This window comes from Neptunicoccus cionae (genome assembly GCF_002860325.1).
GTDB lineage: Bacteria > Pseudomonadota > Alphaproteobacteria > Rhodobacterales > Rhodobacteraceae > Amylibacter > Amylibacter lutimaris.
In genome coordinates, this window is sequence record NZ_PKOJ01000001.1 from 892,645 (window position 1) to 906,451 (window position 13,807).

At 56.0% G+C, this 13,807-nt stretch carries 12 protein-coding genes; 1 reads left to right on the plus strand and 11 read right to left on the minus strand.

Features of this window, described 5'->3' with window-relative positions:
- Nucleotides 1-5 precede the first annotated feature (5 nt).
- From C0U40_RS04300 to C0U40_RS04310, 3 genes are all read right to left on the minus strand, one after another.
- Nucleotides 6-2,405 (minus strand): ligase-associated DNA damage response DEXH box helicase, encoded by a 2,400-nt coding sequence (locus tag C0U40_RS04300; protein ID WP_101654477.1) that lies wholly within the window; start codon nucleotides 2,403-2,405, stop codon nucleotides 6-8.
- An 89-nt stretch (nucleotides 2,406-2,494) separates the two neighbouring features.
- On the minus strand, nucleotides 2,495-3,328 hold the full coding sequence (locus tag C0U40_RS04305) for an NAD(P)-dependent oxidoreductase (protein ID WP_286134769.1): 834 nt from the start codon (nucleotides 3,326-3,328) through the stop codon (nucleotides 2,495-2,497).
- Nucleotides 3,315-4,613: an ATPase gene (locus tag C0U40_RS04310; protein ID WP_101654479.1), complete on the minus strand. Its 1,299-nt coding sequence runs from the start codon at nucleotides 4,611-4,613 to the stop codon at nucleotides 3,315-3,317. Before C0U40_RS04310 ends, C0U40_RS04305 begins: the two co-directional genes overlap by 14 nt.
- 141 nt (nucleotides 4,614-4,754) lie before the next feature.
- Here C0U40_RS04310 and C0U40_RS04315 point away from each other — a divergent pair, with 141 nt between their 5' ends.
- Entirely contained in the window at nucleotides 4,755-6,356 is a 1,602-nt protein-coding gene (locus tag C0U40_RS04315) for a YfhO family protein (RefSeq protein WP_145991882.1), read from the plus strand.
- A 3-nt stretch (nucleotides 6,357-6,359) separates the two neighbouring features.
- Here C0U40_RS04315 and C0U40_RS04320 read toward each other — a convergent pair whose 3' ends face one another.
- The 8 genes from C0U40_RS04320 to C0U40_RS04355 form a co-directional block, all read right to left on the minus strand.
- Nucleotides 6,360-6,857, minus strand: coding sequence for an A24 family peptidase (locus C0U40_RS04320; protein WP_101654481.1), 498 nt, complete (start codon nucleotides 6,855-6,857; stop codon nucleotides 6,360-6,362).
- Nucleotides 6,857-7,714, minus strand: a complete 858-nt coding sequence (locus C0U40_RS04325; RefSeq protein ID WP_101654482.1) for a tetratricopeptide repeat protein — start codon at nucleotides 7,712-7,714, stop codon at nucleotides 6,857-6,859. Before C0U40_RS04325 ends, C0U40_RS04320 begins: the two co-directional genes overlap by 1 nt.
- 24 nt (nucleotides 7,715-7,738) lie before the next feature.
- Complete coding sequence (locus tag C0U40_RS04330) at nucleotides 7,739-8,350, minus strand: tetratricopeptide repeat protein (RefSeq protein ID WP_101654483.1); 612 nt, start codon at nucleotides 8,348-8,350, stop codon at nucleotides 7,739-7,741.
- The gene (locus tag C0U40_RS04335) at nucleotides 8,328-9,311 is read right to left on the minus strand and encodes a type II secretion system F family protein (protein WP_101654484.1); all 984 of its coding nucleotides are present in this window, start codon (nucleotides 9,309-9,311) and stop codon (nucleotides 8,328-8,330) included. The genes C0U40_RS04330 and C0U40_RS04335 overlap by 23 nt, the downstream gene beginning before the upstream one ends.
- Nucleotides 9,312-9,321: 10 nt before the next feature.
- Nucleotides 9,322-10,284 carry a type II secretion system F family protein gene (locus C0U40_RS04340; protein ID WP_101654485.1) on the minus strand — a complete coding sequence of 321 codons (963 nt, stop codon included), beginning with the start codon at nucleotides 10,282-10,284 and terminating at the stop codon, nucleotides 9,322-9,324.
- 12 nt (nucleotides 10,285-10,296) lie between these two features.
- Nucleotides 10,297-11,757 carry a CpaF family protein gene (locus tag C0U40_RS04345; RefSeq protein WP_101654486.1) on the minus strand — a complete coding sequence of 487 codons (1,461 nt, stop codon included), beginning with the start codon at nucleotides 11,755-11,757 and terminating at the stop codon, nucleotides 10,297-10,299.
- A gap of 13 nt (nucleotides 11,758-11,770) precedes the next feature.
- Entirely contained in the window at nucleotides 11,771-13,003 is a 1,233-nt protein-coding gene (locus C0U40_RS04350) for an AAA family ATPase (protein ID WP_101654487.1), read from the minus strand.
- Nucleotides 13,004-13,164: 161 nt separating this feature from the next.
- Nucleotides 13,165-13,806, minus strand: coding sequence for an OmpA family protein (locus tag C0U40_RS04355; protein WP_101654488.1), 642 nt, complete (start codon nucleotides 13,804-13,806; stop codon nucleotides 13,165-13,167).
- Between the last annotated feature and the right edge of the window lies 1 nt (nucleotide 13,807).

The following is a 13,807-nucleotide window of genomic DNA, read 5'->3' on the forward strand; positions in this document are numbered from 1 at the left end:
TCAATTCACGCCAATCCGGCCTCTCGCATCAATTCTGCGGCTTCAATCGCCGCGGCACGATCCATCGCTGCACCGTAAATCGGCACTTTTCCCACCTCCAGCAGCATCGGAGCGCTAAGGGGGGTGACATGCGGGGCTTTAACATGGTCGATCCGGCCCTGCACACGGGTCAGCATTTCTTCGATCCGGCCGAAATCCACCAATCCCCCCATCGCTTCTGCGCGGGTGATCTGCAATAACAGATGGTCCGGATCATATTTTAGCAATGTGTCGTAGAGAATATCCGAGGAAAACGTGGCCTGCCGGCCGGTTTTACGCTTGCCGGGCAGATTTTTTACAATAAGCCCCGCAATCGTTGCAACGTTGCGAAAACTGCGCTTCATCACCGCATTGTTGGCGAGCCATCCTTCCAGCCCGTCACGCAGGTCATCAGGTGAAAGCAGCGCAGCAGGATCTTCAACCGCATCCAGCCCCCAGATCAACAGGGCGTAATCGGTGGCCACAAATCCGATCGGATGCAAACCGGCCAGCTCCATCCGCTTCGTAACCAGAAGCCCCAGCGTTTGCAGCGCGTTACGTCCTGCGAACCCGTAAAAACAGGTATAGGCCCGAGTGTCACGCCAGTAGCTTTCAACCAACATCCGTCCGGGTTTGGGCAGCGATGAAACCTCTTGTTGCATCTCCAGCCAGCTTCGGGTGTGTTCCGGCAAGGCCGACCAGTCTGCGCTGTTCAACAGCGCAATCACGCGGGTAGACAGCAACGTGGAGGTGGCAAACTTGGTGCCGGCAAAAGTCGCGATGCGGGGTTCCTTGCGTCCTTTGGTGACCTGCACGGTCATTTCGCGCAAGCCTTCATACCGCACCACCTGCCCGCCAATCAGAAAGGTATCGCCTTCGACCAGTGTAGCGGCGAAACCTTCTTCGATTTCGCCCAAAGGGGCACCGCCGCGTCCGCGCCAGCGCACGTTTAACGTTTCTGTGTCCACAATCGTGCCGACATTCATCCGTATGCTCTGTGCGCTGCGCGGATCACGCAATTGCCAAAGCCCTTCCGCGTTTTGCATCAGCCGTTGCCATCGATCATAAGCCCTGAGTGCATAGCCGCCGGTGGCGCAGAATTCCAGACAGTCTTCAAAATTGGTTCGGCTCAAGTCTGAATAGGGGCCTGCTTGTGTGATCTCTTGATAGAGCGCTTCAGCATCAAAGGGACCGGCGCAGGCCCGCAGAAGGATATGCTGACACACCACATCCCGAGGGCCCCTTGCACGGGGTTCCCCGTCCAGAGTGTTCTCGCGCACGGCTTCCAGAGCTGCTTGCGCTTCGAGGACCTCGAAGCGGTTGGCAGGTACAATCACCGCACGGGAGGGGGCGTTGTAACGGTGGTTTGACCGCCCGATCCGTTGAACCAGACGTTTTATATTCTTGGGTGCGCCCACCTGTATCACCAGATCCACATCGCCCCAGTCGATCCCGAGATCAAGGGTGCCGGTACACACCACGGCCCGCAGGCTGCCTGCCACCATTGCCGCCTCGACTTTGTCGCGTGCTTCGCGTGCAAGTGATCCGTGGTGCAGGGCGATAGGAAGGGCGTTGTCATTGGCAGTCCAGAGCGCGCGGAAAAAGATTTCTGCCTGCGCACGGGTGTTGATAAAAATCAGCGTGGTATTGGCCCCTTCCACCAATTCAAGCACATCCTTCACTGCGTAAACCGCCCCCGCTCCGGCCCAAGGGGGCGGGGTATCGCTGCGCAGAATGGTGATATCGGGGGCAGGGCCGGGATCGGCGGTGATGATCTCGCAGGGGCGTGGGTAGGGGGCCAGAAATCTGCCAAGTGCAGGGGGATCTTCCACAGTTGCAGACAGACCAACCCGCCGCATGTCAGGGCAAAGGCTTTGCAAACGTGACAGGCACAACATCAACTGGTCGCCCCGCTTGCTTTCGGCCAGAGCGTGAATCTCATCCACCACAACCCGTTGTAAACCTGCAAAAATCTTCGGGGCATCCGGATAGGACAGTAAAATGGCGAGGGATTCCGGTGTGGTCAGCAGAATATGCGGCGGATCGGCCCGTTGCCGTTTTCGTTTGGTTTGTGACGTGTCGCCTGTGCGATCCTCTACTCTTATCGGCAGGTCAAGCGCATCGATCGGGGTTTGCAAGTTGCGCCGGATATCCGCAGCCAGCGCCTTGAGCGGCGAGACGTAAAGCGTATGCAGTCCGTCCTTCGGGTCGGTGGAAAGGTCGATCAGGCTCGGCAGGAAACCGGCCAGTGTCTTGCCGCCTCCGGTCGGGGCTATCAGCAGGGCTGCAGGTGCTCCGGCGCGATCCAGAAGCTGCTGCTGGTGGGGATGGATGTGCCAGCCACGGGTCGCAAACCAGTCCTGGAAGTTCGGCGGAAGGGTGTTCATTCACTAGAGGTAGCGCGGCCTTGCTGGGTTGGAAAGGGGGCTGGCTGCCCCCTGACCCCCGCGGATATTGCAGGCCAGAAGAAGTGCTGTCAGCGCGAGCGTGGTTTCAGCGCGCGAATGTGGCGGATCACGGTTTCGGGGAGCGTGGTGTCAGCACCGGGTGGAGCAGCATCCAGTGCGCTTTCCACATCCTTTTTCAGGATGCCGATAGTGTTGTCATCTGCAAAGCCGTCGCGGGCAAATTCGATTTCCTCAAACCCAGAAGCCAGCCAGTTCTGGCCCGACGATGTGTGGATCAGGTCGAGCAGTTTCTTTTCATCAATCTGTGCCGCATCTGCCCAGTCCAGCACCAGCCGCGTGGTGGCGGTGTTGGTCGCTGCGAGCAGGTTGTTTAATACTTTCGCTGCCATACCAGCGCCAGTATCGCCCATATGGTGGAAATGGGCGCCCATCGCGGAAAACAAGGGCATGAGGTAGTCAATATCGCTGTCGCTACCGCCGAGCATGAAAGAAAGGCGGGCTTCTTGCGCGGCAATTGCGGCGCCCGACATCGGGGCGTCGATAACCGTGCAGGAAATGCGGTCCTTTAGGGCGCTGATATAGCGTGGGGATAAGGTGGAAGAAATCACCACATGGGTCAGTTCAGGCAAGCGGTCCAGCAGGGACTGATCGGTGAAGAGAAGAGCCTCGGTTTGGGCTATGTCGCGCACGACGCTGATCAGGATTTTGGTATCGGAGGGCAATTTTTCCGGATCGTCCGTGATGGTCCGGTTGTCGGGCCCGTAGTGGGAGGGATCGCGCACATCAAAGCCGGTTGCATCAAAACCGGCGGCGCAAAGCGCGGCAAGCATGGGTTCGCCCATGCGGCCACAGCCTGCGACGACGGTTTTCAAGTCTGCTGCTGTATGATCAGTGTTCGACAACGGATTCCGCCACGAACAGGTTGGCCCATGCCCGTTCCACCAGATCAATCGCCATTTTATAGGGGCGACCTTCGTAATCACAGATGGATTTCATCTGTGTAAAAAGAAACGGTGCGTGATACGCCGCATAGGTGTTGTCCACTTGCGGATACAGCTTGGAGAACAGGTGGATCAGCACCTGTTCATCCAGCGGCATTTTCATCGCCTTGCTGACCAGTGCATAAATCTGGATCATCTGGTCACGGGTCGGACGGTCCACCAGCACCTTGTAGTAAATCCGGCGCAGCGCCGCGCCGTCAAAGATTTCCGCAGGGTGGAAGTTGGTTGAGAAAATCACCAGCGTATCAAAAGGAACAAGGAATTTTTCGCCCGATTGCAGGGACAGGATATCCTCCCCGCCCTCCATGGGAACAATCCAGCGGTTGATCAGAGCCTGGGGCGGTTCCGCCTGACGGCCAAGGTCATCCACGATGAAAACGCCGCCCGTCGCCTTGAGCTGGAGCGGGGCCTGATAGGTCTTGGAATTGGAGTTGTAGTTCAGTTCCAACATGCTGAGCGTCAGTTCGCCGCCGGTAATGACCGAAGGCCGGTTGCATAGCACATAGCGGTTATCGAACTGCATACCCGTCCGCCGCAGCGAATTCGGATCAGCGGCGCTTTCTTGTGCATGACCGTGCACGATCGGATCGTAAACCGAGATCACCTGACCGGAATATTCCAGAACTTTGGGAACAAAAATCTTATCCCCCAATGCATCCCTTATCCCATTGGAAATAGAGGATTTCCCATTGCCGGGCGGTCCGTACATGAGGATAGATTTTCCGGAATTTACCGCAGGGCCGAGTTGGGTGAGCAAACCGTCAGGAATGATCAGATGGCCCATAGAATTTTCAAGCGCTTCCTGAGTGATACCCACGTCCGCTACGGATTGCAGTTTAACCTGTTCTCGGTAATCGTTAAGCGGGATTGGCAGGGCGCCGAAATATTCGGATTGGGCCAGCGCATCAAGCGCGCGCGATTTGCCGCTTTCGGACATCTGGTAGCGCAGCTCGGTCCCGGATTTACCCGTTACTTCAAGCATGTTCTGGCTGCGGGCCATTTCAATCAGCTCAAGTGCCACAGGAGTGGAGCAGCAGAGTGTCTTTTCCACGTCACCCGGGGTCGAGACGTTCTTGCGGAACATTGTCTTGATCAGAATGTCCCGCGCGAACACGGGATTAAGCCCCGTTGCCGCCACGGACATCGGAATTTTGGGCGGATGCAAAGTGCGCGCCTGCATGTTCATATCAACACCACTGCTTATGTTTTTTATGGGCCGAGCGTACCCTGTCTAGCCGGAACGGGTAAACAAAAACTGTATTTGATTTTGCGGATCGGTGCGGTTTGATTTAACTTGTCTGAAACAGGCAACAGCCCGGGGGCAATGGTGCGAAATTTATTCTGGATTTGGTACGCCTTGTTCCTGATCGGACTGCTTGCAGTGTTTGCCATGCTACGGGTGAACGATGGCGCGGTTTTGATCCTCAGCTTTGATGGTGACGCGATCCATATGGCGCAAATCGTGTTGCGGATGCAGGACGGAGAGTTGCCCCATCAGGATTTTCTGACCCCGCTCGGCGTGACGGCGTTTTTACCGGTGGTCTGGTTGATGAATGCCGGGTCCGGTCTGGGCGCGGCCTTTGCCTATGCGCCCGTCCTGATCGGGCTGGTCTGTCTGCCGGCAGTCTATTTTGTCGGGATTACAAGGTTTTCACCTGCGGGCGCGCTGGCCTTTGGCGGGGTGTTTTTGGTGCAGCTTCTGGCGATGGTGCATGGTGGTGTGGAACCCACAGTTACCGTTTCCATGTATTACAATAACTGGTGTTGGGCGGTGTCAGCATTGCTGGTTGTTTTGGCGGTACTTCCTCCGCGCTCGTCGTCTGTAAAGGCGATTTGGGCCGAGGCGCTTGTCCTTGGGGGCGGGGTGGCTTTTCTCACTCTGACCAAAGCGCCTTTTGCGGTTTTTCTTCTGCCGGCCCTGATCGTTGCCTTACTGGTGCGGGGGCAATGGAAGACGCTGGTTTGGAGCGTAGTTTGGTCGTTGATCGTGATGGGGACTGTGACATTTCCCTACGGACTGGTGGCACACTGGCAAGGGTATGTTGCGGATCTGCTCTATGTGGCAAAATCCGGAGCACGGGGCCAGCCGGGGGCCGCGCTGCCGTTGATGTTGCTCGCGCCCTCACAGGTTGTGGGTAATCTGGCCATTCTCGTTGCTGTTCTATTGCTGCGGCAAGCGCGAAAGTCGGGTGAGGCCTTGGTTCTGTTGGTACTGGCAGCGGGGTGGGTGTTGATCACCCACCAGAACTGGCAGAACGATCCGCACTGGCTGGTGCCTGCGGGGCTGGTCCTTATGGTGTTTGCCAAAGATATCACGCTTTACAACCGGTTCGGATGGCCGTTGCAACGGGCACTGCAAAGCGTCGCGGTGCTTTTGTTTGCGTTGGGTGCGCCGTTGCTGATGACCCAAGTGCAGTCCCTTTTGATTCACAACAGCCTGAAGCCTGATCGGTTTGCCGCAGCAATGAAAGGCGCGGGGCAGGGTGACTTGCGGTTTCGCAGTGCCGCCGCCGCAGATGTGCGGGTAGAGCGCCCCTTTGACGGGCTGTCAGGAGAGACCACTGCGGCAACCCTGTTGAACGGTGAAACCCTGCCATCCTGTCAGAAAATTACGGGCCTTTTGTCCGATCTGATTGAGACCGGGAAGCGACTGGACCGGCTTCCTCAAACCGGAGGGGCTCAAGTGCTTTATGCGGATTGGGTGAACGGGCTGTGGCTGTTTTCCGAAATCGCACCATTGAAAGGGGGCGCACCTTGGTATTACGGAGGCGCGGCGGGCTTTGCGCAGGCAGAGTATCTGGTGGTGCCGCTCTGTCCTATGGGGCAGGGGGTGCGCCGGATGATCCTGAATGCAATTGCTCAGGATCCGGCTTTAAACTTCAAAGAAGTGGAGCGGAACGAACTGTTTATCTTACTGGAGCGGAATTGAGGGTCAGGAGACTATGCCAGCCTGCAAAATCAGGTAACAGGCGAGGGACGCGCTGAGTGTGACGCCGTAGGGAAATTTTCCGCCCACCTGCCAGGATTTCCAACCCGCAAGATAAGGTTTCAACGAACCGATTGCGCCGATCCCGCGATGCAATGCAACAGTCAGCAGTGACAAGGCGGCAAGCAGCATCAGGAACATTGTCGCGTCCCCGAGTGCGATGAACGGCGCCATTGCCGCGATAAACTTGCTGTCGCCTCCGCCCATATAGCCGAAAGCCGTTAACAAAAAGCCAACGGCCAGCATGAGCGCGGCCTGAGCAATGCGCAGGGCATATAGATCAAGCGGGAAGATCAGCAGGCCGACCACAGCAAAGGCCAGAAACAGCCCCAAGGTGGTCTTATTATAGATTTTCATGTACCGCAGGTCGCTGATCGCGGCCCAAATGCAAAAGGGCAGGGCGATCAGCAGAAGAACCACTGTCGGGTCCAAAAGTTTTTCCATCAGCTTTTAATTGTGCGTGTCAGTGCTTCCAGACTGCGGACCGCCTCTTCAAAATGGCGGGGGTGCGTGTCGATTGCGTCTTCCAGAAGCCCGCGGCCAATGTCTGTATCGCCCTGTTTTACCGCGGACAGGCCAGCAGTATAGAGCATCTGCGCCTTTTCAGTCTCGCTCATCGGGACGACGGGCAACGCATAGTTTTTCTGCGCAGCGCGGGCGAGCACCAGATTGTTCTTGGCGGTAAACAATTTGCGGTCATAGGTGATCGCTTGCACGAACAGCTTTTCCGCACCCTTGTAATCCCCGCGGGCCATTTTCGAATAGCCCCAGTTGTTCATTACGTTAGAGGGTTTTGTCGTCAGGCCAGTTGCAATTTCATAAAAGCTGTCCGCTTTCTTCCATTTCTTCTGGCTGTCTGCGATCATCGCTTCCAGACGGTAACGCTTGTAGGTTTCTACCGTAGGGGGGACCTGATTTAACTGGGCTTCTGCGCCTTTCCAGTCGTTTGTCCGGATCAGTGCATCAGCCAGATCAATCCGGTCCTGATCGGTGCCATCTTCAGACTCCACCAGTTTTTCGAATACCGGTACCGCTTCTGCCGCGCGTTTGGCACGGATCAGGGACTGGGCCAGACCGCGCCGGAACTCTGTCCGCTCGGGATCTTTGGTCAGGGAACTGCGGAAATATTCGACGGCTTCGTTCGGATCGGCGACCGTCAGCATAATATCGTTCAGGTCGGTTGCATCTACGACGCTTGTAGGATCAAGATCTGCCGCTTTTGATGCGTCGCCATTGTCTGCACATGCGCCAAGTGCCAGCAAGCCGGCGATTGCGAGTGTGCCCATTAGTGGATTGCCCATGGGTCTGTTCCTGTACTGCTCGTTTTAGCCCGAGTTTGATGTGGATAGCAGCAGGTATTTTCCGTTGCCCCGCCTCACCAACTCGAAGTCATTATTAGTATTAGGAGAAGAATACTCCGTGTTATCCATAATTGCGATAACTTTGGTCAAATTCTTGCGAATTTCTTCGGAACTGCCGTTATCAAGCCCATATGCGAGCTGAAAGACACGCTTTGCCTCGGCATATTCACCCTGAGACATCAAAACGACGCCCAGATTGTTCCATGCCGGAACGAAATCGGGGTCTTTTTTCACAGCGAGTTGCAAGAGTTCATTGGCGTGGTGCAAACGGCCCAGGTGCATGTTGGCAGAGCCAAGGGCGCTCAGCACATCGGCATTCAGCCCCTTTTCAGCCGCTGCGCGCGTATAAGCTTTCAGTGCAAGTTCATATTCTTTTGAGGCCATAAGACGGTGCCCGACAGTCAGCCCGTCCACTGCTTCGGTCACTTTTTCCGTTCCCGCCGGCGCCTTCAACCCTTCGTGCACCACTGCGAGCGAACGGGAGTTCACTGTCTGACTTCCAGAGCAGGCGCCAAGGGCAACAGTCGCGAATGCCGCTGCCAGCGCGGCCGGATTATTTTTGAACCATGTGAACATAGATATCAAAGACCGAAGGTCCCACCATAATTACAAGAAGAGGAGGCACCGTGAACATCATGGTGCAGAGCGTCATTTTTGTTGGCAGCTTGTTGGCCTTTTCTTCGGCGCGGGTCACACGTTTGTCCCGCATTTCAGAGGCGTATACCCGCAAGGCTTCGCCAAGGGATGTGCCGAAGGTGGCCGATTGGATCATCACAGTCACAAAGGCGGAAATGTCCTGACAGTCACAACGTTCCGCCATGTCGCGCAGGACTACCGGGCGTTCCTTACCGGCGCGCATTTCGTTCGCTACGATGGTGAATTCTTCAGAAAGGGCAGGGGCCGACGGGGCGATTTCCTTGGCGACACGTTGCACCGCCTGATCAAGCGACTGGCCCGCCTCGATACAAACCAGCATGAGGTCGAGCGAATCGGGGAAGCCGTTCAGGATTTCTTCCTGACGGGTGCCGCGGCGCTTTTCGACCCAGTAAATCGGGGCGTAGTAACCGACAAAACCCGGACCAAGGGTCTGGATTGCAAGCCATTTCAGATCGGATGTGCCGCTTGTCAGCAGGAACGTGTAAATTGTGCCCAGCAGCAGCCCCGCCAACCCGAGCACAAGTTGCAGAAAGTGGAAGGTCCGCACAGCGCCTTTAGTCCGGTAACCGGCCTGGATCAGCTTGAGCCGCCGGTCCGAAAATTCCTGTTGGTCCTGCGGTTCGAGATAAGCGGCAAACTTGTCGAGGTTCGGCCCCTTCTGTTTTTCCCGTAGTTCCAGCTTGGGTTGGTCCCCGGAGCCCCGTTTCGGGCTCGGGTTGCGCACCGCAGATCCGGCCAGCCGGTCAAACGGGTCCTCCTTTTTGGTCAGCAGGAAGGGCAATGTCATTACGATACAGAAAATGCCAAGCACGCCCATGGCGATGAAAGGGCCCGCTGGCCCCAAGATTTCTTCAAGGTATAAGTTGAACTGTTCAAGCATCTGACGGCTCCTATACCTTAATGTTTACCATGTGACGCATAACCAAAACGTTAATGGCAAGCATGACAAACACGGCAATCGCTGCGGGCATGTAGTATTCAGTGGGCTTAACGGCATCATAATACGTGGGGTTCATCACGTTCACACCACCGAGCGCGGCAAGGGGGAAGCCGGAGAGGAACATGCCGGACCATTTTGCCTCGGCGGTGATGGCATTTACGCGACGGAACAGTTTGAACCGCGAACGGATCACTTTGGACAGCCCGTCAAGAACTTCGGCCAGATTACCGCCCGCTTTGGCCTGAATAGCCACAGCAACGGTCAGAAAGCGCAGGTCGGGTACGTCAATCCGCTCTGCCATGTTGTTCAAGGCAGCGGCAATATCGGCGCCATAAGCAGTTTCATCAACGATCATGCCAAACTCGGATCCGATCGGATCGGGCATTTCTGTAGCTACGATGTTGATTGCGTTGGAAAAGGGGTGGCCCACGCGCAGGGAGCGTACAATAAGGTCAACCGCATCCGGCAGTTGTTCTTCAAAGGCAGCCATGCGTTTTTTCGCCTTACCGCTAAGCCAGAAATAAACACCGCCGCCCCCGATCAGAACAGAGAGAATGCAGCGCAAAACCAGACCGGTTTCGGTGAAATAGGTGAGGCCGCCAAAGCTGAGCGCGGCAACCAGTATCATCACCATAATCAAGGCAGTCGGCGAAAAGGCTATGTTGGCCTGCTGCGCCTTGTGGCTGAGAATGGACATGATTGGCAGTTTCAGGCCGGAAAGATGCTGGTCGCGCTCCTTGCGCAGCGCCTCGAACACCTCTTCTTGTGCCTTGCCGGTTTCCATCAGCGCCAGTCGACGGTTCACGCGGCTGTTCAGTTTGATGGATTTTCCAAAGGTCACAAGGTAGATGCCCTCGACGATCAGAACAACGCCGACGAAGATCAGAAGATAGATAACTGCCTGTGTACCCATGGTTACGGTTCCTTATTGCGCGGCGGTCTGGCGGCGCGGAGAATAAATGCTGGAGGGCAGGTCATAGCCCCACTGTTTGAAGCGGTCCGAATAGAGAGAGCGCAAGCCGGTCGGCGTGAAATCCCCGATCAGCTTGCCGTCTTTTCCGGTGCCTTCGATTTCGTATTTGAAGATTTCCTGCAACGAGATCACATCGCCTTCCATACCGGCGACTTCCGTGATGGAAACCATCCGGCGGGAACCGTCCTGAAGACGTTTGGCCTGCACGATCAGGTTTACCGCCGAAGCGATCTGGGAGCGCATGGCACGCAGAGGCATTTCAACGCCGGTCATGGCGATCATGTTCTCGAGACGGGCAACCGCGTCCCGCGCAGAGTTGGCGTGGATTGTGGTCATGGAGCCGTCGTGACCGGTGTTCATCGCCTGAAGCATGTCGATCACCTCATCGCCGCGGGTCTCGCCCACGATGATCCGGTCCGGACGCATCCGCAGGGCGTTTTTCAGACAGGCGCGGGCGTCAACCTCACCTTTGCCCTCAACGTTTGGCGGGCGTGTTTCCATTCGCGCAAGGTGTTGTTGTTGCAACTGGAGTTCCGCCGTATCCTCGATCGTGGCAACACGTTCGTCATTGGCGATAAAGCTCGACAAAGCGTTCAGGGTTGTGGTTTTACCCGAACCTGTACCGCCTGAAACGATGATGTTCAGACGACAGGCCACAGCTGCTTGCAAATAGGCGGCCATTTCGTCGGTGAAGGCCCCGAATTTCACCAGATCGTCGATGCCCAGCTTGTCCTTTTTGAACTTCCGGATGGAGACCAAGGCTCCGTCAATGGCGATTGGGGGGACCATGGCGTTAAAGCGGGAACCATCCTGCAAACGCGCATCAACATAAGGGTTGGATTCATCAACACGACGTCCCACAGCCGAAACGATCTTGTCGATCACCCGCAGCAGGTGTTTGTCGTCGCGGAAAACCACACGGGACAGGGACAGCTTACCCTTTTTCTCGATAAAGATCTGCTTCGGGCCGTTGATCAGGATATCGGCGATGTCATCGTCTTTCAGCAACGGTTCCAATGGCCCGAGCCCAGTGACCTCGTCGTACATTTCGTTATTGAGGTTGGTACGTTCCTCTTTTGATAAAACCAGCCCCATTTCCTGGAGGCCATCCGCGCAGATCGCTGCGATCTCGCGGCGCAGGTCCGCTTCAGAAGCGCTCTCGATCGCGCCGAGGTTCAGGTTCTCCAGCAGTCGGGTGTGCATGTCCAGACGCACGTCCATAAGTTTCTGGGCGCGGCGTTCTTCACGGGTAAGGTTGTCCGATTTTGCTTTGGTAGCAGGCACCGCCTTGGGCGGCGCTTTGGCTGCAACGGGCTCCGGAGCAGGCGCCTGTGGCGCAACAACCGCTTCGGGTGCTGCGCTCGGGGCTGTCGGTGCCGGTTTGGCGTCGGGCTTCTTGTATCTCTTGAACATCTTGTACTCCCCGTTATTGGGTGTCGTCTCTTACGAGTTCGGATAATGTCTTGGCGATCTTGAATATTTCCTTACGGAGCGGATTTTTTGCGGCAATCTCTGCCAGCGGGACGCCTTCATCCCCTGCATTTGACACCGCCTTGCCTCCGTCGGGCAAGTGATACCGGAAATCGATTTCCAGACTCTCTCCCATGCGTTTAACCCGCTGTTTACCAGACATGTCGGTAAATTTCGGGGCGCGGTTCAGGGCGAACTGGACCTTTTCGAATGGCAGGTCTTCGGCCTTGAGTGTCCGGACAAAGCGCAGGGCATTCTGGGCGCAGCGCATGTCGAGTTCAAGCACAGCGAAATACAGTTGTGCCTCTTCCAGAACTGTTTCGGACCAGCTGACCAATGCTTGCGGAACATCTACGATAACAAAGTCATAGCTGGATTTTGCAAGTGTCAGAATATTCTGGATGCCGTCCGGCTCCACGAATTCCAGCGGCAAGGCGTCAATTGGCGAGGACAGCACATCGAGCCGGTCCTTATAAGCCGCCATAGCCTGTTGCAGCCCTGTCGCGTCTGTTGCAGCAGCGTCTGAAAGAAACTCGAACACAGCTTCAGAGCGGGGCACGTCCAGATAGGTAGAGACTGCACCGTACTGGAAATCGAAATCGAGAATACAAACTTTTTTATTCTCTTTTTCACTAATTTTCTGAAGCTCCCAGGCCAGATTGGCTGCGAAAGTCGTCGCGCCGACACCGCCGCCAAGTCCGTAGACCGGCAAAACGATTCCGCTGCGCGTTGTGTCAGCCGGAGGCATAGCAGCGCCGGGGGCAGCGACAGGCTGCGGAGCGGGAACATTGGAAATGCGTTCTATTGCGTCGTGCAACGCCCCTTCGGGAAGCGGGTAGGGGGCGAAATCATCGCAGCCCATACGCATCAACTGGTGTAGTGCAACAGTGTTCAGCTCGTTGGGGATCAGGATGACCTTGATGCCCTTGTCGCTGGCAGCGCGGATCGCATTTGCAACGGGCGTAAGATCGTTTTCGTCTTCCTTGTCTACCGCGATGGTAACAAGTTTCAGATCCTTACCGATTTCGGAATTCAATGCTGCTTCGGCAGCCTCAAACGTCAGGGCGCCCCAATTCTCGTCGAATTCGGTCTCCATATCTTCAATCAGAAGATCGAACGCTTCAATGTCGCGTGCGATAGCGCAGGCGATCACTTTATCCGCATTCTTATGTTCTGTTTCGGCGCTCATTACCTCGGTCCACCCCAATGCGGGATTTTTTCCCGCTTGTATTTAAAGCGCATAATGCGCCCATTCTTCACATAGGAAATACTTTAAAATTGTGGTAATATTTTGTTTGATGCGGGCAATTTTAATGAAAACGCTGCCCGCACCTGAGTAGCTGAAAATTGTTATTCTGTAGTGTCTTCAGTCGTGTAAGTCGTCGAAATGTACTGATCGTAGACGTATTTAGCATATTTGCCATCCAGATCCGAAGCACGCCCTTTGCGGGCGAAGCCGTAGACCTCCGTCACAGTGCGACGGTTCGCGCGGCTGGGCCCTTCCGTGAGGACAACAGGCCGGGTTTCCCCGAAGGACGCAACAGCCTGAACCTTGCGCCGGTCGACGCCTTGACTGACAAGATAGTTTACGGCTGCAACAGCGCGCTGTTTGCCTAGACGGCGGTTATAGGCATTTGAGCCAACCTTGTCTGTGTGCCCGTAAACGCGGAACACGATTTGTGGGTGGGCTTTGATCCATTCGGCCTGACGACGCAGCTGGCTTTGGGCGGTTGCGTCCAAAGCAGCGGAGTTAAAGGAAAAATTGATCTGTGCCGGTGCTTCAGCAGCGAATTTGCGCGTCAGATTGGCCGCCATCGTGCCAAGTTGGCCCGACAGGATTGCAACGTTATGAGCCGTTGAAACGCCCAGATTGGCATCGTTGATCTCGGCCCCAGCTTCCGGCCCCAGATAGGCGAAAGAGTTGTCGCTGACCGAACAACCGGCGAGCAGGAGAGCCACAACGGCGGAGGAGGTGATTGATACAGTTTTCATC

Excerpts from the sequence above, each read along its gene's own strand:
- C0U40_RS04335 (WP_101654484.1), bottom strand. The coding sequence starts at position 9,311 with ATGCTTGAACAGTTCAACTTATACCTTGAAGAAATCTTGGGGCCAGCG.
- C0U40_RS04345 (WP_101654486.1), bottom strand. The coding sequence starts at position 11,757 with ATGTTCAAGAGATACAAGAAGCCCGACGCCAAACCGGCACCGACAGCC.
- C0U40_RS04340 (WP_101654485.1), bottom strand. The coding sequence starts at position 10,284 with ATGGGTACACAGGCAGTTATCTATCTTCTGATCTTCGTCGGCGTTGTT.
- C0U40_RS04300 (WP_101654477.1), bottom strand. The coding sequence starts at position 2,405 with ATGAACACCCTTCCGCCGAACTTCCAGGACTGGTTTGCGACCCGTGGC.
- C0U40_RS04330 (WP_101654483.1), bottom strand. The coding sequence starts at position 8,350 with ATGTTCACATGGTTCAAAAATAATCCGGCCGCGCTGGCAGCGGCATTC.
- C0U40_RS04325 (WP_101654482.1), bottom strand. The coding sequence starts at position 7,714 with ATGGGCAATCCACTAATGGGCACACTCGCAATCGCCGGCTTGCTGGCA.
- C0U40_RS04310 (WP_101654479.1), bottom strand. The coding sequence starts at position 4,613 with ATGAACATGCAGGCGCGCACTTTGCATCCGCCCAAAATTCCGATGTCC.
- C0U40_RS04355 (WP_101654488.1), bottom strand. The coding sequence starts at position 13,806 with ATGAAAACTGTATCAATCACCTCCTCCGCCGTTGTGGCTCTCCTGCTC.
- C0U40_RS04320 (WP_101654481.1), bottom strand. The coding sequence starts at position 6,857 with ATGGAAAAACTTTTGGACCCGACAGTGGTTCTTCTGCTGATCGCCCTG.
- C0U40_RS04350 (WP_101654487.1), bottom strand. The coding sequence starts at position 13,003 with ATGAGCGCCGAAACAGAACATAAGAATGCGGATAAAGTGATCGCCTGC.